General features: G+C 55.0%; 19 protein-coding genes. 8 read left to right on the top strand and 11 right to left on the bottom strand.

From position 1 onward, the window contains the following. Positions 1–40: 40 nt before the first annotated feature. Together PFZ56_RS29865 and PFZ56_RS29860 are read right to left on the bottom strand one after the other, a co-directional pair. A complete protein-coding gene (locus PFZ56_RS29865; RefSeq protein ID WP_170001463.1) occupies positions 41–778 on the bottom strand; it encodes a hypothetical protein in 738 nt (245 codons plus the stop codon). Between the two features lie 49 nt (positions 779–827). Then, on the bottom strand, positions 828–1,664 hold the full coding sequence (locus PFZ56_RS29860; protein ID WP_170001462.1) for an AraC family transcriptional regulator: 837 nt from the start codon (positions 1,662–1,664) through the stop codon (positions 828–830). A gap of 80 nt (positions 1,665–1,744) precedes the next feature. On the opposite strand from PFZ56_RS29860, the gene PFZ56_RS29855 reads away from it, so the two are divergent. Continuing rightward, positions 1,745–2,371, top strand: a complete 627-nt coding sequence (locus tag PFZ56_RS29855; RefSeq protein ID WP_170001461.1) for a glutathione S-transferase family protein — start codon at positions 1,745–1,747, stop codon at positions 2,369–2,371. 49 nt (positions 2,372–2,420) lie between these two features. Then, positions 2,421–3,320, top strand: coding sequence for a DMT family transporter (locus PFZ56_RS29850; protein WP_170001460.1), 900 nt, complete (start codon positions 2,421–2,423; stop codon positions 3,318–3,320). Positions 3,321–3,415: 95 nt separating this feature from the next. On the opposite strand, the gene ppk2 is transcribed toward PFZ56_RS29850, so the two are convergent. The 8 genes from ppk2 to PFZ56_RS29810 all read right to left on the bottom strand — a co-directional run bounded on the left by ppk2 (position 3,416) and on the right by PFZ56_RS29810 (position 13,423). Next, a complete protein-coding gene (gene ppk2, locus PFZ56_RS29845) occupies positions 3,416–4,312 on the bottom strand; it encodes a polyphosphate kinase 2 (RefSeq protein ID WP_170001532.1) in 897 nt (298 codons plus the stop codon). Positions 4,313–4,750: 438 nt separating this feature from the next. Continuing rightward, on the bottom strand, positions 4,751–6,712 hold the full coding sequence (locus tag PFZ56_RS29840; protein WP_346010517.1) for an aconitase family protein: 1,962 nt from the start codon (positions 6,710–6,712) through the stop codon (positions 4,751–4,753). 84 nt (positions 6,713–6,796) lie between these two features. Then, complete coding sequence (locus tag PFZ56_RS29835; RefSeq protein ID WP_102860381.1) at positions 6,797–7,222, bottom strand: cupin domain-containing protein; 426 nt, start codon at positions 7,220–7,222, stop codon at positions 6,797–6,799. A 13-nt stretch (positions 7,223–7,235) separates the two neighbouring features. Next, entirely contained in the window at positions 7,236–7,826 is a 591-nt protein-coding gene (locus tag PFZ56_RS29830) for a cysteine hydrolase family protein (RefSeq protein ID WP_162884085.1), read from the bottom strand. A 28-nt stretch (positions 7,827–7,854) separates the two neighbouring features. Beyond that, positions 7,855–9,759 carry an FAD/NAD(P)-binding protein gene (locus PFZ56_RS29825; protein WP_170001458.1) on the bottom strand — a complete coding sequence of 635 codons (1,905 nt, stop codon included), beginning with the start codon at positions 9,757–9,759 and terminating at the stop codon, positions 7,855–7,857. A 46-nt stretch (positions 9,760–9,805) separates the two neighbouring features. Beyond that, entirely contained in the window at positions 9,806–10,981 is a 1,176-nt protein-coding gene (locus PFZ56_RS29820) for a pyridoxal phosphate-dependent aminotransferase (protein WP_102880825.1), read from the bottom strand. A gap of 55 nt (positions 10,982–11,036) precedes the next feature. Further along, positions 11,037–12,038: a taurine catabolism dioxygenase TauD gene (locus PFZ56_RS29815; RefSeq protein ID WP_262379280.1), complete on the bottom strand. Its 1,002-nt coding sequence runs from the start codon at positions 12,036–12,038 to the stop codon at positions 11,037–11,039. A gap of 140 nt (positions 12,039–12,178) precedes the next feature. After that, the gene (locus tag PFZ56_RS29810; protein ID WP_102880824.1) at positions 12,179–13,423 is read right to left on the bottom strand and encodes an MFS transporter; all 1,245 of its coding nucleotides are present in this window, start codon (positions 13,421–13,423) and stop codon (positions 12,179–12,181) included. A gap of 104 nt (positions 13,424–13,527) precedes the next feature. Here PFZ56_RS29810 and PFZ56_RS29805 point away from each other — a divergent pair, with 104 nt between their 5' ends. Both PFZ56_RS29805 and PFZ56_RS29800 read left to right on the top strand, forming a co-directional pair. Then, positions 13,528–14,412 carry a LysR substrate-binding domain-containing protein gene (locus PFZ56_RS29805; RefSeq protein WP_102860386.1) on the top strand — a complete coding sequence of 295 codons (885 nt, stop codon included), beginning with the start codon at positions 13,528–13,530 and terminating at the stop codon, positions 14,410–14,412. Positions 14,413–14,517: 105 nt separating this feature from the next. After that, entirely contained in the window at positions 14,518–14,982 is a 465-nt protein-coding gene (locus PFZ56_RS29800) for a hypothetical protein (RefSeq protein ID WP_170001457.1), read from the top strand. A 228-nt stretch (positions 14,983–15,210) separates the two neighbouring features. Here the strand turns inward: PFZ56_RS29800 and PFZ56_RS29795 are convergent, their stop codons facing one another. Next, positions 15,211–15,933 (bottom strand): Cthe_2314 family HEPN domain-containing protein, encoded by a 723-nt coding sequence (locus PFZ56_RS29795; RefSeq protein WP_170001456.1) that lies wholly within the window; start codon positions 15,931–15,933, stop codon positions 15,211–15,213. 1,243 nt (positions 15,934–17,176) lie between these two features. Here PFZ56_RS29795 and PFZ56_RS29790 point away from each other — a divergent pair. Genes PFZ56_RS29790 through PFZ56_RS29775 form a run of 4 tightly spaced genes read left to right on the top strand, consistent with a single transcriptional unit; the run spans position 17,177 to position 23,041 of the window. After that, positions 17,177–18,886: an Eco57I restriction-modification methylase domain-containing protein gene (locus tag PFZ56_RS29790; RefSeq protein WP_170001455.1), complete on the top strand. Its 1,710-nt coding sequence runs from the start codon at positions 17,177–17,179 to the stop codon at positions 18,884–18,886. A 13-nt stretch (positions 18,887–18,899) separates the two neighbouring features. Continuing rightward, on the top strand, positions 18,900–21,188 hold the full coding sequence (locus PFZ56_RS29785) for a sensor histidine kinase (protein ID WP_170001454.1): 2,289 nt from the start codon (positions 18,900–18,902) through the stop codon (positions 21,186–21,188). Next, positions 21,175–22,320: a hypothetical protein gene (locus PFZ56_RS29780; protein ID WP_170001453.1), complete on the top strand. Its 1,146-nt coding sequence runs from the start codon at positions 21,175–21,177 to the stop codon at positions 22,318–22,320. Before PFZ56_RS29785 ends, PFZ56_RS29780 begins: the two co-directional genes overlap by 14 nt. Next, a complete protein-coding gene (locus PFZ56_RS29775; protein ID WP_170001452.1) occupies positions 22,304–23,041 on the top strand; it encodes a hypothetical protein in 738 nt (245 codons plus the stop codon). Before PFZ56_RS29780 ends, PFZ56_RS29775 begins: the two co-directional genes overlap by 17 nt. Positions 23,042–23,203: the final 162 nt, after the last annotated feature.

The raw sequence follows: 23,203 nt of genomic DNA, 5'->3' as shown, positions 1-23,203 counted from the left end.
CCGGCCGATCCCGGCCTGGGCTCACTGAATCCGTTGCGGCTCAGGACCAGTCGAAGCAGAACAGCACCAGGCCTTCCACCGGCTCGTAGAACATCACGATCAGGTCGGCGCCGCTGATGCCATAGTGGTAAGCCGGAACCCCGAGTACGTGCTGGAAGCGCCGGCCCGCGGGGCTCAAAGGCCAGACGTCGATGTCGCCGCTGTCATCGGTGGCCTCGACGATATCCATGGGGAACTCCACGGTTTCCACCCAATTGCCGTAACCCTCGGCGACACCGCCGATCTCATCGATAAAGGTCAGGCGCTGCTCGTCATCTTCCGGCCAGGTCAGGTAGCCCAATTGCTGGTAGCGCTGGCGCGCGGTCTGGTAGGCGGCATGCTGCTCGGCGTAATGGCGTTGCAGCTCGCTGCGCAAGTTACGCTGTGGTTCGGGCAGCTGGGCGTTGTCCGGGTGCAGAAAGAAGTAGCGCGGGTCGCCGCACAGGCGGTAGCGACCGTGCTCGATCTTGAAGCCGATCCAGTTGGTTTTCAGCAGCTCGCTGCCAAAGCCGCAGTGTTCCGTCAACTCGCCCACCAACCCCTCGTGAGGTTCGATGGGGCTTAACAGGTGCAGGCGCCCGGACCATTCGGGGTTGATCAGGCTGGCGTCTATGGACAGCAGCGGCAGCAGGTGTTCGGCCAGCTCTTGCTGGTCGGCGACGAACAGCTCACGGGCGTCGGGGTAGGCGACGGCGCCGGCAGGCAGTTGAGTGAGTTCCGGGGTCTGGATGGTAGGCATGCAACGGGTCCTTGATGGGGCACAGGTCAGGTGCGCGCGGTGGCGCGATTCAGGCGTGGCAATTGCGAAAGCTGCCGGGGGTGACGCCGACGACTTTCTTGAAGGCCCGGGTCATGTGGCTTTGATCGAAGAAGCCACAGTGAAAAGAGGCCTCGGTGATACTCGCGCCGCTGCGCAACAGGTGCTGGACCCGGGCGATGCGGCGTTGAATCTGATAGCTGTGGGGCGAGATGCCCAGGCTGTTCTTGAACACCCGGATCATGTACAGCGGCTCCAGGTTCACCAGGGCCGCCAGTTCTTCCAGGCGGATACTCTGTTCGAAGTCGTCGTCCAGGCGCTGTCTGATGCGTTTCACCGCCTCGCGCTCCTGGCGATAAGTAGCTGGCTGGCGCACGCCGTTTCTCTGGAATAACTGCGCCAGCAGTTCCAGCAGAATGCTTTCGCGTTCAAGGCTGGAGTCGGCTTGTTCGATCCGTTGGTGTTGTCGCAGGAACCAGCGGGCGAAGGCCGGATCTTCGCTCAGCACTTCGCGAAACAGGTGAATGTGATCCGCTGCGAAGCGCTGACCGAGAATGGCCCGGTTCAGCCACTGCGGGTCTATGTACAGCATGCGATAGACCCAGCCCTGGTCGCAGGCCTGGACCCCGTCGTGGATTTCGCCGGGGCTGATGGTGACCACGCAGCCCTGGGTCGCCAGGTGGTGGCTGCCGCGATAGAAGAGTTTTTCCACGCCGCCGCTGATGACGCCTACGGCATAGCGGTCATGGCTGTGACGGCCAAACGACTGCCTGCTGTAGCGGGCTGCCAACAGTTCGCAGTCACCTTCCGGAATGCGCCAGAAGCGGGAGAAATCCCCTGGTGGGGGTTGGTTCTGGTGGGCATCCATTCCATGTCCAGTTTTGTGCAATACGCAGAGATTGCCGGCCGATAAATTTAGCACTCCTTGAACCCTGCGAGCTAGACGCGATGAGTGCGATGAAACTGGTGATCGGCGACTACAAGAAGTCCTCCTGGTCATTGCGGGCCTGGTTGGTCCTGGTCACTGCGGATGTGCCTTTTGAGGTCATCCAGATCAAGTTGGAGGCGCCGCAGACTGGCGAGCGAATCCTTGCCTATTCAGCCTCGGGCAAGGTGCCGGTGCTGTTGCAGGACGACCTGTCGATCAACGACAGCCTGGCGATCTGTGAATACGTTGCGGAACACTGGCCCCAGGCCCAACTATGGCCCGCGGATGCCGGGCTCAAGGCGCTGGCCCGCGCGGCGTGCGCCGAAATGCACGCCGGCTTCACCGAGTTGCGTACCCAACTGCCGTTCGGGCTCAACCGCGGCGAGCCAGCCCAGGTGTTAAGCCAGGCAGCCGAGGCCGAGATCCAACGGGTGTTTTCGATCTGGCGCCAGTTGCGGGCCAGGAGCCAATCCGAGGCGTTCCTGTGCGGAACCTTTGGGGTGGTGGATGCCATGTTCGCGCCGGTGCTGTTGCGCTTCATGCGCTATGGCATCGCCATTCCGGGGGATCTGAAACCCTACGCCGATGCGGTGTTGCTGCACCCTCCGGTGTTGCTGTGGCTGAAACTGGCGATGCAGGAAACTTGAATGTCCAGCGTGCAGGGCAACTACAAGGTCAATCACGGTGGGGGAATCTATGTCGAGCAATAGAGCGGTAGTGGAACTGACTCTGGGGGGGCTGATGCTCAGCCTGTCGGCCCTGGCGGTGGCCTTTGCCCACATCGGCGCGGGCGGGGCGGGGTTCTACCGCATGCTGTTCGCCTCGATCCTGTTTTTCCTGTTGCTCAAGGTGCGCCGCATCCCGGTGTTGCTCAAGAGTGCCAAGGCACGGTCTTACACGGCCCTGGCCGGGGTGTTCCTGGCCATCGACCTGGTGCTCTGGCACCAGAGCATCTACATCGTCGGCCCGGGTATCGGCTCGATCCTGACCAACTGCCAGGTGTTCTTCATGACCTTGCTGGGCCTTTATCTGCTCAAGGAGAAGCCTTCGCTCTACTTCCTGATCTCCATCACCCTGGCGTTTGTTGGACTGTATCTGTTGCTGCTGCCGGAAATGAGTAGTGCTCTGGGCATCAAGGGTGTGGTGTATGGCGTGCTCTCAGGCCTGGCTTACGCCGTCTGTGTGTATTTCCTCAAGGTCAACACGCAGTTGCCTGACGGCGGTGGCGACAAGATCGCACAGATGCTCAACCTGAGCCTGTGGGCCGCGCTGGTGCTGCTGGCCTACGCCCTGGCCATGGGGGAAAGCCTGGCCATTGTCGACGGACAGACGTTAGTGATGCTGATCATCTATGGGGTGATGGTGCAGTTCGTGGGCTGGCTATTGGTCAACCGCTCCATCGGCGCCATCAGCCTCGGACTGGCGGGATTGATCCTGTTGCTGGAGCCGGTGATCACCTACTTCGTCGACGTGGCGTTTCTCGGCAAGGCCAGTTCGGCGCTGCAGATCGCTGGCGCGTTGCTGACGATCTTTGCCGTGTACATCGGGTCGATCAAACCTCCGGTAAAGGTGACGCCGGTGACCGAGGCCGCTTGAGGCTCCGATCTGATGCAGCGTTCTGATTCAGCGTGGTGCTGAACTTTGACTGCGCCCAGACCCGCCTGTCTGTGCGCAGTTTTTTTACCTGGCAGTCAGGCCGACAGGGCCAGTTTTGTAGCGCCGGCATCTGCCGTCGCCTGGGCCTGGGTGCGCTCATCTTCTTCCAGCCCCCGGGAGGCGCGGCCCACCAGCAGTGGGTCTGGGGCGTGGGCGACTTTCAGGTCCTTGCCCGGGTAGTCCAGCTCATGCAGGAAATGGCGGATGCAGTTGATCCGCGCGCGTTTCTTGTCGTCGGACTTGATCACCGTCCACGGTGCATCGGCGGTGTCGGTGTGGAAGAACATCGCCTGCTTGGCGGCGGTGTATTCGTCCCACTTGTCCAGGGACTTGATGTCGATGGGGGAGAGCTTCCAGTGCTTGAGCGGGTCGTCCCGGCGTGAGATGAAGCGCCGCAACTGTTCTTCGCGGTTCACCGAGAACCAGAACTTGAACATCAGGATGCCGCTGTTGCACAGCATGCGTTCCAGCTCCGGGGTCTGGCGCATGAACTCCAGGTATTGCAGGGGCGAGCAGAACTCCATCACGCGTTCGACCCCGGCGCGGTTGTACCAGGAGCGGTCGAAGAAGACCATTTCCCCGGCGGTGGGCAAATGCTGGATGTAGCGCTGGAAGTACCACTGGCCCTTTTCCTGTTCCGAGGGCTTTTCCAGGGCCACGATCCGCGCGCCACGGGGGTTGAGGTGTTCCATGAAGCGCTTGATGGTGCCGCCTTTACCGGCCGCATCACGGCCTTCGAACAGCACCACGATGCGCTGCCCGGTTTCCTTGACCCAGCTCTGCACCTTGAGCAGCTCGATCTGCAGCTCGTTCTTGGCCTTTTCGTACTCGGCGCGGCGCATGCGGTTGCGATACGGATAGTTGCCCGGCAGCGCAGCGGACACGCTGTCTTCATTGGAACCGCGAGGCGCGCTGGCCACTTGCAGGGCCATGGGCTTCTGGCTGATGGCGTTGATTTCGGCTTCGGCGGCTTTCACCGGGGCGGTCTTGGTTGTGCGTGGGCGGCGAGGGCGCGGCGTAGCCGCTTTGCGTGGAGCAGCCTTGGTGCTGGCAGGGCTGGTTGTGGCCGGAGCGTTTTGCGCTGGGGCGGGAGGCACGGGCAGGGCGGTGGATTCTTCACTCATGGGAGGGGGGCCTGTAGTTGCGTTCAATGTCCTCCGGTCATTTTTAGGGCTGGGCAGTTGGCGGCCGTTGATCTCGATCAAGTTTGTAATAAGGAAAAGTCGGTAATCAGTTGAGATTTTTTCGGCGGCTCATTCGGGAGCTATCTGACCTGGGGCGCTGGCCATAACGGCTGACGATGGCGCCGCAGGATCTTGGTGCGCGCAGCGGTGAAAGGACGGCGGATATCAATCCGCCTCCTGTCGTTTTCAGTGAACCAGAGCCGGTCGCCGGTCCGCGGGATTGCGCTGGCCGGGCTTGGAGGCTGCCGAGGTGGCGGCACTGTGTCGGGTTTGCAGGGCGCCGAACGAGGTGATGTAACCGGCAATGGCGCTGGCGACCACGGTCGGCGGGCTGGCCAGCCAGACCTGACCTGGACCGGAGCGCCCCGGAAAATTCCGGTTGATGGCGCTGACGGTGACCTGCTCCTGGTGGGTCGATGAACCAGGGCCGCAGTTGGCGCAGGCGCCGCAGGCCGGCTGCAGCAGTTGCGCGCCAAAGGTTTCGAAGGCCGGCAGGTAACCCTGCTCCTCGCAGTAGTCGCGAACATCCACGGTGCCGAATTGCAAATAGAGTTTGACCTCGGGATGCAGCCGCAGGTCGTTCTCCAGCGCCCAGTTGATCACCTCGAAATAATGATCGAAGTCATCGCGCTTGCCGGCGGTGCAGGAACCGCCATAGGCGATATCGACCCTGACCCGCTCGGTCAGGTCGGTGAGGCGCTGTCCGTTGCCGGGGTCGCCCGGAGCGGCAATCATCGGCAGGATCTGATCGCAGTCGAGGACGATCGTGTCGGCGTACTTCGCCTCGGGGTCGCTGGTCATCCAGGGTTCGAGCACGAAGTCGAGCTGGCGTCGCTCCTTGAGAAAACGAACGGTCTCCTGATCGGGCACGACGATCCCGCTGAAACCACCCAGCTCCGCTGTCATGTTGGTGAGGGTGGTGCGTTCGTCGGTGGACAGGAACGCCAGGGCCGGGCCACCGAATTCGAAGATCTTGCCGACGCCGTGGCCGGCTTTGATCCGGCTATCGGCCAGCAGGGCCAGCACCAGGTCCTTGGCGGTCACGCCGGCGGACAAGCGGCCGACCAGGGAAATGCGCAGCACCTGTGGATACACGGTCCTGACCGAGCCGGTCATGAAGGCGTTGGCCATGTCGGTGGTGCCCACGCCAAACGCCAGGCAGCCGAGTGCGCCGCTGTGGGGGGTATGGGAGTCGGTGCCGACCACGACTTGTCCGGGCAGGGCATAGTGCTCGGCCATCATCGCGTGGGAGATGCCCTCGCTGCCTTCGGCCGGCAGATAGCCGTGGGCGCTGAGTCGATGCTTGGCGACGAAGTCCCGATGGGCTTGAGACAAGCCATCGAGTTCGCCCACCAGGCTCTGTTGCAGGTGCGCCGGGCTGCGGTGCTTGTAGGACAAGTGGTCCTCAAACGCCAGGATCGATTCCGGCTGGTACACAGAGAAGCGTTCGCCGAAGGCATCGTGGAGCAAATGGGCGCAAAGCCCGGTGTAGTACTCGTGGATAAAGCGCCAGTCGGCCTTCAGCAGAATGCCGGCGCCCTGCTCGACGCGTTCGGCGCCGGGGGCCTTGAGCAAATGCCGATGAATGATCTTCTCGGCAAAAGTCAGGGGCCCGGTGGGCTGCTGCGGCGATGCTTCTGCGGGCTGGTCCGGCTGCTGACGCAAATGTTCGCGCCCGTAGTTGAGCAGCCCGCCGCTGCGCAGAATGGCCGTGGACAGCGCATCCCTGTTGCCGATCAGCTCCTCCAGCGCCAGCTCCTCTCCAGCCTGCAAGCGCGGCACCAAGGACAAGTCGGTGGAGGTCAGCAGCCCGATGTTGTCGGCGTTCTGTCGGTAGATGCGCTCGAAGCTTTCGGCAATGACCAGGCGGATGCCGGCTTTTTTCTCCGCCAGCGGGCTGTGCTCGCGGGAAGAACCTTTGCCGTAGCGGGTGCCCGCCACGCTCACTGTAAAGCCTCCGGAGGCGACATCGTCCTTGCCGATAGGCAGCACCGGGCCCGTCTTGAGGCCGACATAAGGGTATGAACCCAGCCGCTGGTCAAAGAAAGCCAGCACCGGAATCGGCGTTATTTCATCCGTTGAAATGTCACCGCGCAGGGGCTGTGCCTCCTCGAGGGTCAGTGTTTGCCCCCCCAACTGCCGTGACACTTTCAAAGGATCGCTGCTTAGAAAAAGCAGCTTTGCGTCAAGCTTGAAACCCATGATTTACCCCAAAAGAAATGGCCGACGGTTTCAGATCAAGTGCCGACCGTCATAGACGCTGTTGTCGTAGGCGGCATGCTTGGCGGCCTCGGCGGCTGGCGCTGGTTTCGCGGTCACGGCGCCTCCCCAGGTGGCATAGATCAACGCGCCCTTGGAGGACTTCCAGGCGTGGGTGCTGCCTGGCGGGTAAATCACCAGGTCGCCCTTGAGGTAAATCCCGTTTTCATCCTCAAAGTCACCGTCGAGGATCAGAAAGGTTTCATGGCCGTGGTGGTGGTGAGATTGGGCGCTGGCGCCGGCTTCGCAACGGATCAGGGCAATGCGCTGGGCACTCTCCTGGCACTCGAACAGCGTGTGAATGCTGGCGCCGCTGCGACCCAGTTGTTGATGAGTCGACCATTGGATCGAATCCGGCTCGCTGGATACATTCAGCAGATTGAAAACTGTCGGGTTCATGGATGTGCGCCTGTTATAGAGAAGAGGTGATGAAGCTGAAGGTCGAGCTGATGTTCGCTGTGCGGGAGATTCTTTCTATCGCCGCCAGGTGACGCTCCTGGGTCACCGCCGCGCAGGCATCTTCGAGCACGGTGATCTTGAAGTCCCTGTCATGCCCGTCGAGGGTGGTGGCGAGGATGACGTGTTCGGTCGACACCCCCGTCAGAACCAACTCTTCAATACCTTGGGTGCGGAGTATCAATTCCAGGTTGGTTTGATAGAACGGGCTGACCCGGCTCTTGGCGATCACGATTTCGTCCTCGCGGGGGCGCAGGTCGTCGTGCACCTGGGTCGACCAGGTCTGCAACTTCAAGACGCCATGCTCCTTGGCGGGAGCGAAGACTCGGGAGTGCGGGGGGAAGCCTTCATAGTGAGCGTTGAAACCGACGACGATAAAGATGATCGGCAGGTGATTGCTGCGGGCGTAGTTCAGGGCCGACGCGGCCTTTTCCAGCACCCGACGTTCCTGGGTCTGTTGGTAATAGCCTTCACGGGCATAAACCCCTTCGGGATGGACAATTTCATTGATGAAGTCCATGACCAGCAGTGCTTTGTTTGCAGACATCATTCATTCCTTTAAATGAGGGGGGCGATCAGGCCACTTCAGTGATTGCCACAGGCGCTTGGGCGTAGGCCAACTGCAGTGCATCGGACGCCACGTAGTGGGCATCCTGGGCAAAGTCGGTCCAGAAGCCCGGGCGGCTACTGCCGGCCTGCATGAACCAGCGGGTGTGCTCGGAAGGCAGGCCCAGGACGTAGAGCCCCTTGATGGGCTGGCCCGCGCGGTCGATCGGGTGATAAGGACCGGGGGTGACGGCCACGCCGCCGGTGACGAAGGCCTCGTCGATTCCCTGGTTGATGTAGTTGGTCCAGTACCCGCGCCGCACCAGGTTTCTGGTCAGCGGTGACGGGTCTCGAAGCAAGTCCGGCGAAGGGATTCGGCCGTCGATGACCACATCGATCAATTGCCTGGAGTGACGGACCCGAGGGGATTCGATGCTGAACTTGCGGTGCTGGGTATCGATGCCATAGACCGTTTCAGGTCCCACTAGCGTCAGTACCCCCGCAGCGATCAGGGCGCGGATTTGCTCGGTGCGGTAAAGGGGCGGCCCCGCGGTGAGAAACAGGCTGGTAGGGGCGTAGTACTGCAGGAAGTCTTCTTGATGCGAGCGGGGAGTCAGCCGGCCGAAATCCACCACGCTCCTGATCAGGGCGCGGGTATCGCGAATGGTATCCAGGGCGGCTTTCATCGGGTTGTCGACGTTGCCCTCGCGGGCGCTGCACAAGTCGTCTTCCAGCACCCGATCAAGGGCTAGGGCAAAGTCTGCCGGGCTGTGGAACTCTTGGGCGCGGAACGGCCTGGCCAGTCGGTCCAGTTCCAGGACCGGAAGGTCGCTCACGCCGAAATCGGCAGCCGCGGCGACCAGGGCTGGCAACGAGAACAGTTGCTGTTGCGCCACGCGATGCTTGAACTGCTGTTCGGCTGCCTGCCCCGCCTGGGCCCGTATGGCGGTGGCGAAGTAGACGATGTTGATTTCCACCAGCAACAGCGGGAGCACTTCGGTAGCAAACTCGATGTGACCGCGTTTTTGCAGCGCGTCGATCTTGTCGCGGGTGATGCACAGCGGTTGGTATTGAAAGTTCGGGCCTTTCTGGTTGCGGCCCCTGGCGGGGATCAGCATGCCGCTGCGGGAGCCGGCGAACAGCTTGGGTTCACGGTGCGACGGGATGTAGGTGGTGACACCGTCAACAACGCTGAAGCGACCTCCACGACCGACCGTCAGGGCGGCGACGATGTCGTGGAACGCCAGGCCCAGGCCGACGATCCCCACCTGCTGCTCAGACTGGATTCGCGACAGCGGCATGTCGGCTGCGGAGTCGCCGCGAAAGAACTCCAGCCCGGTCGTCTGCTGGGCGAACTGTTGCAGCTCCCTTTCCCAGCCGATCAACTCGGGGGTTGGGTGCCCGGTGGCGATGACCACCTTGTCGACCTGGAGAAAAGCCCCGTTATCCAGCTCCAGGGTTTGGACGTTTTCCTCGTTGAGCAGATCGACGACCACCGCCGGTACGCGCTGCAGCGAAATGTTCGGCGTGAAGCTGGCCTCGATGGTCGACAGGACGAATTGCATGTACTCGCCATGTACCGCGCGCGGCGCATAGGCATTGGGCCCCGGGTAGGCCGGGTCCACGGAGCTCCACCACTGTGCCAGCGACGGCCCGGCGCCCGGCCTGATCGGGCCGTCGTCCAAGGGCCCGGAGAAGGACGAAACCTCCTCGGCGACGGTATTCATCACGTAGTGGCGTGGTTGATCGGTGCGCCATACCCGGCCGGAGCCCATTTGCGCGCTGTCGATCAGATAGACCATGACTTGTTTGACCGGGGCGTCCATGAGCATCAGTGCGGCCAGGCGCTCCAGCACAGACAGACCACGGGGGCCGCTGCCGATGATAGCGATACGGTGTGCAGGCGACGAAGGCGTGATGTGTCGTAGAGACATACTAAATCCTGTTTGTATGTGATGACGGTTCTAGAGGGGCGGGCAATTATTTGAAGGCTTGATGAAAGCGCCTGATGGCTTCGTCTATGGCTTCATCGCTACCGGCAAAGGACAGTCGGATATAGCCTTCGCCCCCCTCACCAAAGGCCGTGCCTGGGGTGACGGCGACTTTCGCGGTGCTGAGCAGCCAGCGGGTAAACGCCAGGGAGTTTTCAAAGCCCAGGTCGGCGATGGAGGCAAACAGATACAGTGCGCCCTCGGGGGCTACGCACTGGATGCCGGCAATGCTCTGAAGGCCTTCAATCAGCCGGTCGCGGCGCTTTTGATAGGAGGTCACCATGTCGGCTATCCGGTGTTGGCAACCTTTGAGGGCCGCGACGCCGCCGCGTTGAATGAAGGAGCCCGCACAGCCGACGGTGTGCTGATGGACTTTGAGCAGCTCATTGGAAATGCGCTCGCAGCTGACGACGTACCCCAGGCGCCATCCGGTCATCGCGTAGGCTTTGGAAAAGCCGCTGATGGTAACGGTGATGTCCTGGGCGCCTTCGATGCTGGCGATGCTGATATGGCGGGCCTGGCCGTAGATGACCTTTTCGTAGATCTCATCGGAAATGATGTACAGCCCGTGTTTCAACGCTACCTGGACCACCCCGGTGACCTCTTCGCGGGTCAGCACGCGGCCGGTGGGGTTGTTGGGGTTGTTGATCAGAATGGCTTTGGTGCGTGGCGTGATCGCCTGTTCCAGGGCGTCGGCTTCGAGCATGAAGCCGTTTTTGCCGTCCAGCGGCACGGCCTTGACGGTGGCGCCGGCCATGGCCGCCATGGCCTTGTAGCTCACCCAGCTGGGGGTTGGGATGATGATTTCATCGCCCTGGTCCAGCAAGGTCATCAATGTGATGAACAGCGCGTGCTTTGCCGATGGCGTGACAATGATGTTCTTGTCGGCGGCCAGATCGAGCCCATGTTCGGTCTTGTATTTATGGGCTACGGCGTCCAGCAGTGCCTTGGTGCCACGGCTGGGTGTGTAATGAGTGTCACCGTCTGACAGTGCTTCAACGGCAGCATCTACGACATGATTGGGCGTCCTGAAGTCAGGTTCACCACCGCCGAGATCGACGATATCTTCCCCCTGCTCACGCAGGCTGCGCACCATATCCAAAATGGCGTAAGTTTCCGAAAGCTCAAGGTTTTCAACCCGTTTGGAGAATGCGTGTAGGCGCATTTAAATCACCCTGACTGGTCATGCTGATAATGAAGTTATTGTTTTAGCGGTGAACTTAGTCGATGACGCAGCCGGCCCGGTTATTGGCCCAGTACGCTTCGTAACTTTCGGCAGTGCGGGAGTCTTTGAAGGCATAGGTCTTCAACAGCCAGCGCGCAGCGGCACTCTCAGGATTGAGGATGTCGATCTTTTCCCGGTTATGCAGGCCATCCTGATTGGCGAACGTCAGCAGGTCGCCGGTGAGAATGCGGTGGCGCTTGCATTGAGAGCGGGTCATTGCACTTTTGAAAGCAATGAAGGCATCCCGCGCTTCGAGCGGTGCCTCTTCAGCCACGCAGGTCATGGTGTCGAGGAAGCGAATGGAGTGAAGGTTACTCAGGATCGGGTGTTTCTCGGAGGTGCTCAGTTGTTTGTTCATGTCCCGTGAGAAGACATCGAAAACCGTATAGAAGTGTGGTTCACGCAAGTAGGCGATGTGCTTGGGTTCCAGGTTGTTCACGATGTCCGCGCCGTCGATGTAGCCGGTGTAGATCAGGTCATCATCGGGGCAGCGCATGCCCAGCAAGGTGATGTAGTCGGCCCGGACTTTATGGGCGGTGCGGTCATTGTGAAACACCAGTTCGCTGTCGCTGAAGCCGGTGAGTTGTCCGCTGTATTTCTTGATCGCGATGACATCGGTAAAGAAGTCACCCTGGTTTCTGGTTTCGTAGGACAGCAGCGGAGTGCCTGTCAGTTGGGCGAACAGTTCGAGAAAGGCTTCGCTGATGAACTTGTTCTTTTTCAGGTGTTTGTCACTGACTGGATCGTCCGGGTCCAACTCGGGGATGACTTGGTCCATGGGGCAGTTGCGAATCACGTGGATCTTCTGCTGATGGCGAGCGCGTTCATCGCTGATGAGTTGGCAGGCCTTTACAAAACGCTGTGGAACCTGGGAGTGCAGCTCTTTTATTTCTTCTGAGAAGTCGCTGTAGTTCTTGTAGGGCGATAGCTGGACTTGTTCAAGAAGACTCAGTAGTTGCGACTTTTCACCGGCTTCAAAAATAAATAGCGGGATCATTGGTTTCCTCCATGGAATAAGATCGGACTAGTTAATCGAATGGTTAGGCAGTTGGCGTATATAAGTCAGTGCGCGACGCGTGCCGTTCTTAAAGTTGTATGGCACGCGTTATAGTTGTGAAACTTTTATGAACAGCAACTTCAAGCCGAGCCAAGTTCCAGCGCGTAGTTTTTTTCAACACGAGGAAACAGCGGTACGGTCAACAGGGCGCAGAAGGCGGCTGCCAACCACACCAGGCTCCAGGAAAAATGAGTCATCAGGGCGGAGGCCGCGATGGGGGTCGCGAACAGCACCACAAACACGCAGGTATTGCCCATGGCCAGGGCGGTACCGGCGCGACTGGCGCCGGCCAGTGTGGCCAGTTCGGTGTAGGCAACACCGTGCCAGGCGGACACGCTGATCCCGGCGACGACCATCACACCGATGATCACGGCGCTGGCCAGTGGGGTTTGGCTGATGCCATAGAAGCTGGCGGCCGATACCGTCCCGCTCAAGGCCAGGAAGGTCAGGGTGCTCAACCAGGCGCAGGCTTTGAGGTAGCTGCGGCGGTTCTTGTTTTTGTCGGTCCAGCGTCCGCTCCAGATCCTGCTGACGATCGCGCCAATCTGGATCACCGCCAGAGTCGCGGAAACCAGGGTGATGTTGATGTTGCCGAAGTCATGAAAGAACACCGCCGCATAAGTGAGAATGGCAAATTGCGGGGCGCAGAGCAGGCCGATGGCCAGGACGATTCGCCAGATTCTCGGGTCTTTCAAGGGGCTGTTGCTGCTCTCCAGGCTCTGTTTTTTTGCCGCGCTGCTGGAGAAGTCCGGCTCATACAGCCATAACCAGGCAAATAGGGCGGCCACCAGGCAGAACAGCGCCGATGCCGTGAATACTTCGATAAAACCGTAGGTATGAGCCAGGTAGGGCAACACCACCGCGCCCAAGGCGTAGCCCCCGGGTACAGCGGTTTGCCGGATGCTCATGGCCAGCCCGCGCTCGCCTTCCTTGAACCAGGCCATGATGGCCCGGCCGCTGGCGCCGTTGACGCTGCTGCCCAGCAGGCCCACGGTGAACAGCCCCGCCGCCAGCAGGACCACCGTTGGGGCATAAAAGGCCAGCATGGCCAGGATCAGCAAGGCGATGCCGGAGGTCAAAAGCCCGGTCAGCAGAACCGGACGATCCCCCCAGCGATCGGTGAGCAGCCCCCAGGGAATTTCGCTGATGGCGATGCCCAGTCCGAGCACCCCCAGGACCAGCCCCAGCTCCGCGTTGTCCAGCTGATAGGTGGCGCGCATATAGACCGCTGTAGCGGGCAGTCCACCCACCACACTGGAAAAGCTGGCGTTGGCCGCAACGCCGACGCCGAGCACTTTCCAACGGTGACCGTTATCTACAGGCATAAGAATCCCACTAGTTAAATAGTTGTGGGTCAAAAGACTCTCATGGGAGTATCGTCTCGAATATCAAATAATTTTGCGTGTTAGTCCCAAAAAACAGGATTGTCATGAGACCAGTAAATTTCGATTTGGATGTCATGCGCAGTTTCGTCACAGGGGTCGAATTGGGCAGTTTTGCCAAGGCGGCGCAAAAGCTCGCTCGTTCGACATCGGCCATCAGCGCCCAGTTGAAGAAACTCGAAGCCCAGGCGGGTTCGCCCTTGTTCAAGAAGGCCGGTCGCAGGCTGGCACTCACGGACACCGGGGAAGTGCTACTGAATTACTCCCGGCGGCTTTTAAGCCTCAACGATGAAACCATCACCGCGGTGTCCGAGCTCAAGCTCAAAGGCTGGGTGCGTCTGGGGCTTCAGGAAGACCTGGGCAGCTTCCTGCCCACGGTGCTGGGCCGCTTCGCCAGGGCCCATCCCGATGTTCGGGTCGAAGCCCGCATCGCGCGCAATGGCGATCTGCTCAGCCGCATCGAAAACGGCTCCCTGGATCTCGCCGTGGCCTGGGGGGCAGAGCGGACCACCGGGTATCAGGAAGTGGTGGCGGACCTGCCCATGCAGTGGATCGGCTCATCGCACCAGTACCTCGACTGGCGCGCCGAGTCCGGCACACCGTTGCCGATTATCGCGTTCGACGCGCCTTGTCCCTTTCATTCGATGGCCACCGAAGCGCTCAATCGCGAAGGGATTCCCTGGTTGCTGTCGTTCACCAGCTCCAGCCTCAATGGCCTATCCGCGGCGACCGAAGCCGGCCTGGGCTACACCATTCGCACGGCCCTGGGCCTGCAGCCAGGCACCGAGCTGCTGCAGGCCGGCGACCGCGGCTTGCCAGCCTTGCCCTCGATAGCCCTCACGTTGCATCGCCGCGAGGCAACCCCGGACCCGCTGACCGAACGGCTGTCGAACATCGTGATACAGGCCATCCGCAGTGAAATTGTTTACTGACGAGGGACGGCTTGAGTACAAGCCTTGCCAGACCGATTTTGCCTAACAGGTGTTTGCAGCCGGACTATTGTTAAGCACAGAGATTTGATCAGAAGAGAGCACACAATGAACAAGTTCGTTTGGCCGGCACTGATGGCTTTGCTGTTTGTCCAGTCCCCGGCCCATGCCATCAATGAAAAGTATCGCCAGCAGCTTGAGCAATCGGGCTGTACCCAAATGACCGAGCTTCAGGGATGCGACATCCACAAGAGCAAGGCGGAAAACGCCAAGGCCGGATTTGCCGACCCTTACACACCCGCCGCTGCTGACAGCGCCAAGGAACAGACCCCCTACGCCGGACAGTGGACGGCCAAAAGCGCTGCTGGCGCGACAGTCGCCACCATTCGTATCGATGCCAAAGAGCATGTGTGGGTGAACGGCAAAGAGGTCAAAGCCAAACGCACGGACGGCGCCCTGCAATTTCGTCAGGGCACGCTGCTGTTCACCATTCAAGGTGATCGACGCCTGAAGAATGAAGATGTGTGGATGGATACCGATGCCGGAACCAAGGGGCCGATTCAGAGCGAGTGAGGGTTCGAACAGGCACAAAAAAACCGGCTCAAGTGGCCGGTTTTTTTGAGTTCAAGATGCATTGAGCGGCATCTTGAGATATGTACTTGGTGCCTGAGGGAGACTCGAGCGTTCCATATAAACTGTGTCTTGTAGCGAGATTCTACATGCTGGGATACACATGGGGATACACGCTGCTCAATTCTAGAAGAGCATTGGTATAGAAGTTAACGGTAAGCGCCGCCTGTATCAATTCGTTTGTGATGCGTTGAACTTATGCGCGATGGAAAAGGCCGGACCTAACTCGTCTAGTAACGCGGTTAGGGTTGCCATCAGCTGTCGAATCGTTCGCTCGATTTCGGCAGCTCCTGCCGACGAGTACTCACGTTTAAGCTCGTTCACGTCTACCGAACCGGTATCCACGTTGAACTGCTCTATCCCCACGAATATGCCCAGCTCACGACTAGAGTACGCACTTGAGTGGATCAGCTCATTTCTAGGTCCACGGTAGCTATTCACGGCGTCCGCTACCGCGCCCAAAGCACTAAACAATTTAGGATGCTTTGTTTTTGTGGCTTTCTGAACAAAGCTATTTCCTCCCATCGCCTCATATTTCTCTGAGGGCAGGAGCAGAGAAGCCCCCACCAGTCGATGTGCCCGATCCACCAGGCCTATTACACGAAGCACGAAGTTTTCGTAGTGGTAACGATAGATAGCTGGGCTCGGACTTGGCTCGGAACCAAGCTCAGTTACAAATCTGCACGCTAAGCGCAAGGAGACCAGCGCGGTATCAAGCTCATCGACCCGTGAAAAGACTCCGGTGGCGTAGGTCTCAATGGCTGAAACCTGAAAGCGATCTTTGCCTTCAAGATGATTGGTTAGACCTTTTTCGTAGTAGCTGTGCATGTGGGGGAAAAGAACAACCAAGCTAGGATGATCTACCAAGTTTTTGTCTGTTGATGTATCTCTCAAATCGCACCTTCCTTATTCCGTCTAGCTTCATTGCTGGGGCGATCATAGCGCGGTCTGCAGTACTGTTTGATCACTTATTATGAGGTCCCCCCGCAGCTTAGCTCCATAGGTCAGATCCTTGATGAGTTACCGTTTTCTGAGCGGAAAAGCGCCGGGGCCCCTGGCGCTTTTCGTCCCACACGGGGTCGGAAACCCGCAGGACTGTGTTAGTGGGAGGATTTCAAAGTTACTGAAATTTCAGCCATTGAAATCGAAAGAATTCTGCTGAAAAAGGCCATCGTTACCGCAGCGGTAACGATGGCCTTTTGTGTTGATGATTATGGACACCTTGGGCCGTCAACCAAGTCAACCTGTCAACTAATGTACAAAAATCAGCCACTGCCAAAATCACGCGGGTTTTATGCCCCGTGCCATTCAGAAATGCTCAGGGTCCCCGGCTACCTCTCAACACCTTGTGCAATTGCACTGGTGAACTGTGGGTTCATCCGGTTCACCAGTTCACTAAGCTGCGCACCTGCCCGCTAACAAAGTCCGGCGGGTTTCCGACCCGTGTTCTGCGGAAATGCTCAGGGGCCCCGGCATGCGTTGGAACATGATCTTGATGCTCGCTGGAGGGATTGGTGCCTCTGGGGAGCGGGGTAAGTCAGGTTCTATCCAAAAGATGTGTTACCCATGTTACGTGTGTAACGAAGCTCCCTAACTAACTGTATTTGCTAGGTTTTTCAACGGTTACACCGCCTTTGAGCGTTATAAGTGAGAGGTGTTACTACGCCTGCTGGTGTAACGCTTCGGGGAAGTTAATTTGAAGTCTGAGGCGGCTATACCTACGATCACTAAATTAGAGCGTTCAATTTCTTGACCACGCCTGCGTATTCATGGGTAGCTGATAGTGATTAGTTTTGTTCGGGTATCTGTTGGCGAGAGTCTTGTAGCCACGAATAGCTCCAGTCTGCTATCTGCAAGAGGCGCGTGTACCTATTTAGGAGTACTCAGCAATGATATAGCGACAAAGTGACTGACTAGATGATGTATTAGATTCTTCTTCAAATTAGACGACCCCAAAATAACTAATAGCCTAGATAACTTTGTGCTCTATGAAGTGCTTCTAACACAGCGCGTTTAAGGCTTGGAATTAAGTTCGAATGATGTTAAGTTTTTGGAATAACCTAAAACTCGCAAGGTGTTTACTTGCTGCACGGAAAATGTTAACATCGCGCGCATTTTATTTTTTTGGTGAATATCCGTGCTTGTCGAAGAAAATCTTCAGTTTGAAGAAATACAAACTTTGAAGCGCGAAGAGCGGAGGCGAAGCCTCGGCGCTTTTTATACGCCAAGTTTTCTCAGTAAGTTGTTGTGCAGCTGGGCCATTCGAGATAAAAATCAAGTTGTATTAGAGCCGAGTTTCGGAGGCTGCACATTCTTAGAGGAAATCTCCTCTAGATTTCTTATGTTGGGATCTAATAGTCCGCTGAAGAATGTGTATGGTTGTGACATAGATAAAAATGCGTTTTTGAAATTAGAGTCACTTGAAATTGTTGGATGTGAAAATAATTTCCTGGAAAAAGATTTTCTGCTTTTGGAGCACGCCTCATTTTGTGAGGGTAAGGCAGACGTCGTCATCGGCAATCCTCCCTACATTGGGAACTCCCAAATTGGACCTGACCAGCGTAAGGCCTTAGAAACATGGAAAAGCATCTATGGGTTCGAGATAGATGCGAGATCGAGTTTGTGGGTATATTTTTTTATTCACTCTTTGAGCTTTCTCAAAGAGGGTGGGCGTTTGGCATTCGTTTTGCCAGGCAGCTTTCTCTCCGCGGACTACTCTAAAAAAGTGCACGCTATTCTCAAAAGTAATTTTTCTAATTGCTTAATAGTTTCTTTAGCTGAAAGAATTTTCATTTCTGAAGGTGCAGAAGAACGAACAGTGATTTTATTAGCAGATGGGTTTAAAGAGGATGCTCTTTGTAACGGTATGCTGAAGTTTGCTCACGCTCCAACGCTCTCATGCTTGCCAGAGCTGTTTTCTAGCTGGGAGATAGACAAGTCTGTTTTTTACGATTTTGATAATGTAGGTCTTGGTTCATTTGTCGAGCGAAGTGCTACAAAGAAGTTTTTTGATTTGTCGCTTCGCATTCCAAACATAGTGCTTGGAAGTCTGGCTAAAGTTAGCATTGGGATTGTTACCGGTGATACTAAGTTTTTCATTAAATCGTTAAGTGATTGGCGCGAGCTGGGTGTTTCTGAAGATTTTCTAAAATTCGTGGTGCCTAAAATTAGAGGGATTACGGGGTTGAATCTAACAAAGGCGCAGGTGCAATCGCTTGTTAACTCCGATCTACGCTGTCTTCTTCTTAATACTGAGAAGGAAAATCTTTCTACTGATGTCTTGCTGTATTTAAATCGCTATCCTCTTGAAAAGCGAGAGTTGGCGACTTATACCAAGAGAAGCATCTGGCACCAACCGGATGATCATAAGATTCCTGATGGTTTTTTTACATTCTTGACTCATAATGGTCCGAGACTAGTTCTGAATGATGCTAGGGTGAACTGCACTAATTCTGTCCATAGAATGTTTTTCAAATCGAAAGTAGACGTTGTGACGTCAAAGCTTGTTGCTCTTTCCATGCTTTCAACTTTCACACAGGTTCATGCTGAAATCATTGGCCGACCTTGCGGTTCTGGCGCTTTAAAGCTGGAGCCTAAAGACGCTCTGCAGCTTAAGATTTTATATCCAGAAACTATAGATGCAAGTTTGGTGAAGTCTGCTTTTAAGAACGCTCATCGAGAGCTGTCGAAGAATCCGCCGGATGAGGGTGCCGCTCGGAAGATCGCCGATGAAGCATTGGCAATTATGATCGGTGAGGATTATCAGCGTGAGATTAAATCATTAGATCTTGCTTTGCAGGTTGCCCGAGATCATCGGAAAGGCAATGTGGAGTTGAGTCTACAGTAGAGGGAACTATTTGATGGATATAATTAGTTTAAAAGCAAGCCTGGCGTCAGCTTTAAATGATAGTGAGGTTGATTACAATAGAATATTGAGTCTCGCAAATCAGATTTCAAAATACGATACACAAAATGTGCGGTTCTCAATAGATGCAAGTCATATTTCAAGGCTAGGTCATGAGCTTGTCTCTAAACAAGAAACGGCTGTCGCTGAACTGATAAAGAATGCTTATGATGCAGATGCTAACTACGTAAAAGCTATCTTTAAGCATACTTACAGAGCAGGTGGCGAGCTCATCATTGTGGATGATGGGTTGGGTATGAGTCGTGATGAACTTATCAACGGTTTTATGCGTATTTCTACAAGAGATAAAAGCGAGAACCCGCGGTCGTCTAAGTATAAGCGACAACGAGCAGGGCGAAAAGGAATAGGGCGGTTTTCGGCGCAACGTTTAGGAATGCGCCTGCAGTTAACTACTAGGCGGGAAGAAGACGTAGCCGGGATATGCATTGATATCGATTGGAATAAATTCGAAGAAGTAGGAGATTTGATTTTAGTGTCAAATCAAATTACCTCTGTCCCGTTAGCAGATGTTGGTACTAGTCTCAGGATTAGTAATTTGAAAGACTCGTGGAGTAACGCGCAAATCCAGCGCGCTTACCGTTTTATATCGGAGCTTTTGCAGCCTACGCCACTTCGATTCGCTCCAAACAAAAAGGACGGTGATCCTGGATTTAGGGTCGAGTTTTATGAAGAATTCGATGGCGTGCAAGAGCTAATTGCCAGCGAACAACAAAATATCCTCGATAATGCCCATGCATTGATATCTGGATATGTCGACGAAAATGGCGTTCCCTATTTCTCGATTGATTCGAAGAGGTTCAATTACAACGGTGGTCCTGAAAATTTCCAATCTGATGCAAGAGTGAAAACTGTTTTCGATGCAGACATAGCAGATTATTCGCTGCTGGCTGGTGTCAGCTTTCAAGCTCACTATTTTATTGAAAATGATTTGCCCCCGGGCTCAAGAAATATTGTAAGAAACGTTCTGCGTAAAAATAGTGGCATTAAAATTTATCGTAATGGTTTTCGTGTGCTTCCATACGGGGAAGCACAAGATGATTGGCTTGGGTTGCAGCGCTCATCTGCTCTTAGGCAATTACTGCCGCCACATGCAAACTCGAATTTTATTGGCTTTGTTCAGCTAACCGATCCAAATGGCGATAACTTCGAAGAAACGGCTAGTCGTGAAGGTCTGATTGAGAATCAGGCGTTTTCTCAGCTGCAAGACTTTATTTACAAGTCGCTTATGCACGGAATAATTAAAATCGCGCATGCTCGCGGGAAAAAGGCTTTCGCGACTGATCCTTCACCAAAAAAGACTCCGTCGCAGCGTGCGGAAGATATTACAAGTAAATTATCAACGTTTTTTGAAAAAGTCAGCAACCGTGATAGTGCGGTACAGCGCCCTGCTGCTGAACAAGCAAAGATTGAAGAGGAAGCCTCCGAGATTTTTGATGAGATTATTCTTCTAAAAAAAGATACCAAGGATCTATTGGAAGAAATTGGTATGCTGCGTGTGCTCGCAAGTCTCGGATTAACTATCGGCGAATTTACCCATGAGACCAGGCATGTATTATCTGCATTGTCTGCAGGTATATTCACAATTACTCAGGGAAATCCTAGTGCCGATAAGTTAAAAACGTTGCAGGCCAATATAGAGTCTTTGCAGGCTTATATGCGCTATTTCGATAAGGCGGTTACTCAGAACTCCCAAAGAAATCTAAGCGTACATGAAGTACGGGATCTGTTGGGTGATTTCGAGCAAGTGGTATCATCTGCGCTTAAGCGGCAGTTCGTTTCTTTGAAGGTTGATGTTTCCGGCTACGACTTGTTCGTTAGACCGAGTCATAAGTCCGAATGGGCATCAATATTCTTTAACTTGTTCACGAACTCACTTAAAGCCATCAATCGAGCTCGGGTATTGGGAGATATCCGTATCTCAGCGGGAGAAGTTGATGATGCCAGGATCTTTATCGAGTTTATGGATAATGGGGATGGCATTGCTGAGGAGAACAGAGAAAAGGTTTTTGACGCCTTTTTTACCACTAGCACCCCTGCGGACGCGCTAGCCGATGATGAAGTTCATATTACCGGTTCTGGGTTGGGTCTTAAGATAATACGAGATATAGTTGAAAGTGCGGGTGGGGAAATATTTATCTCTGAGCCACCTAAAGGTTATTCGACTTGTATTCGCATTGAGTTTCCACGCGCCACGGATGAGGAGATTCCCGATGAGCTTCGTTAAGTATTTGTGTATCGATGATCAGCCAGAGGATTTTATTCAGCCTCTTTTAAATAAGTTGTCTAGTTGTAAAGAAGGCTTGGATTTTGCTCGGATGCACCCGCAAGAATTTGAGTCTCAATTCGAACGTATACATGAATTAGCCGCCGCGGGACAGTGTTTTGGTCTGCTTGTTGATTTGAGACTGGATCAAGATGCAGATCTTGAGAACGGTAGTAAGGTTTATTATCGCGGCCCTACACTTGCGCAAGAACTTCGTACGCGCATGGCGGAAGGCTTGTTACCTAGCTTCCCAATAGTTCTTTGGTCGATGAATGATAATATCGTTCATTCTTATGCTCCTGATAGCTCTTCTCACGATCTTTTTGACGCTGTTTATGCCAAGGACGACGGTCAACATGTCTTGGGTGAGAGCATTGCATTGGAGCTGTTTTGGCTTGCAGCTGGCTATTGCGAGTTGACGCAGTTATTTGAACGAGGAGCGGCATTTACCCTGGAGGAAGTAGCTGGTTTGGTCGAGGGGGATAGAGACTACCTGGATCCACGACTCATCTCGTTTCTGAAAGGAAAAGTGGTATATGAGATCGCTGGAAAAGTCCTCAATACTTTGATCCGCTCAGAAGGCGTATTGGTGAGCGAGGGGATGCTTGCTGCGCGCCTAGGTGTCGATATAGAACGCTCAGCCGATTGTTGGCCAAGCCTTTTAAGTAAAATAAAAGATACTAGCTACTCTGGCGTATTTCATGAGGCGTGGCCTCGGTGGTGGATGCATCGCATCGACGCCTGGTGGGCTGATTTAGTGGCGTTTAAAGCCTCGCTTAGAAAATATTCTGCGTCAGACCGCGTCGCGCTCATTAACGAAAAATTTGACCTCAATTTGGTAGCGGCGTTGCCTATAGCAGAGAACTATAGTGTCCGATATTCCACTATCTGTGTAGCAACCGGCAGAGCGCTCGACCCGGTTGATGGTTTTAAGGTTTTCAGCCCTCAACAAGACTCATGGCAGGATAGTAAATATGTTTCTGCTTATGCGGTGCTAGAAAGACTCAAAAAGTCTGAATGGGTGCTCGATCCACTGGAGGTGGAGCGGTTTAAACAGCTTACGGACAGGCTTAAAAATGACAAGAAGAATTAAGCCGGAAGCCTATCGAAAGCAGCTTTCTTCTGAACTCAGACAACTGGGTGGGGTTCTTGAGCGAAATGCAAGCGATGTATGCTTTGATACGGGGCCTATCACTCAGGCAGCCAGTATGTGCGGAAGCTCTAAACCGTACGGGCCTGAGTCCTGGGGATATCAAGTTGATGATCTTAGATTTAGAGTGAAAACACCGCAAAAAGTTATTCCGAACTCTGTTGGTGAGTATCTTCAGGTTGTGATGAATTTCAAGATTCAGGGTAAATGCTCGGATGAGCTTACTGACTTGATTAAGTTGTTAGAGTTTAGCATTGTCGTTACAAATGATGAGGGGACGTACTTGTCTTCGTGGCATTTTGACAAACATATAGTATCGGATGACGGTGGCGATGCAGAGCCAGAGGATGCGCATCCGCTATACCATTTCCAATATGGTGGTAAAAATTTAGCGCCGTTAGAAGGTAATCATGGAGGGATACTGATATTGCCATCACCAAGAATTGGTCATCCTCCTATGGATGTTGTGCTGGCAATTGATTTTATACTATCAAATTTTGCAGGAGTACACTGGAAAGGTCTAAGAGAAAAGACGGATTATAGCAAACGCTTGAGTGACGCGCAGAATAGATATCTGAAGCCTTATATTGAAAGTATGTTTTCTTGGTGGAATACCGGTCGAGAGTCTGACTTTGTTAGAAGTCTTTGGCCTCATCTGATATAGCTCTGCGAAAAAATTTCAGTTTCTCGCTATTCCTTAGGGGAAAGATAATGGAGACAGGACTAACAGAGGAGCGTTCCAGTATACTTGATTTAGTTATGATCTTTGACTTTGTGGTCGATAGACACGTTGACTTTTTCTGGAGGTAGCTCAGCCAAAAGGCTG

Source organism: Pseudomonas danubii (genome assembly GCF_042980055.1).
Lineage (GTDB): Bacteria > Pseudomonadota > Gammaproteobacteria > Pseudomonadales > Pseudomonadaceae > Aquipseudomonas > Aquipseudomonas danubii.
The sequence above is the reverse complement of the archived record's forward strand: the minus strand, read 5'-3'. Positions and strand labels throughout refer to the sequence as shown.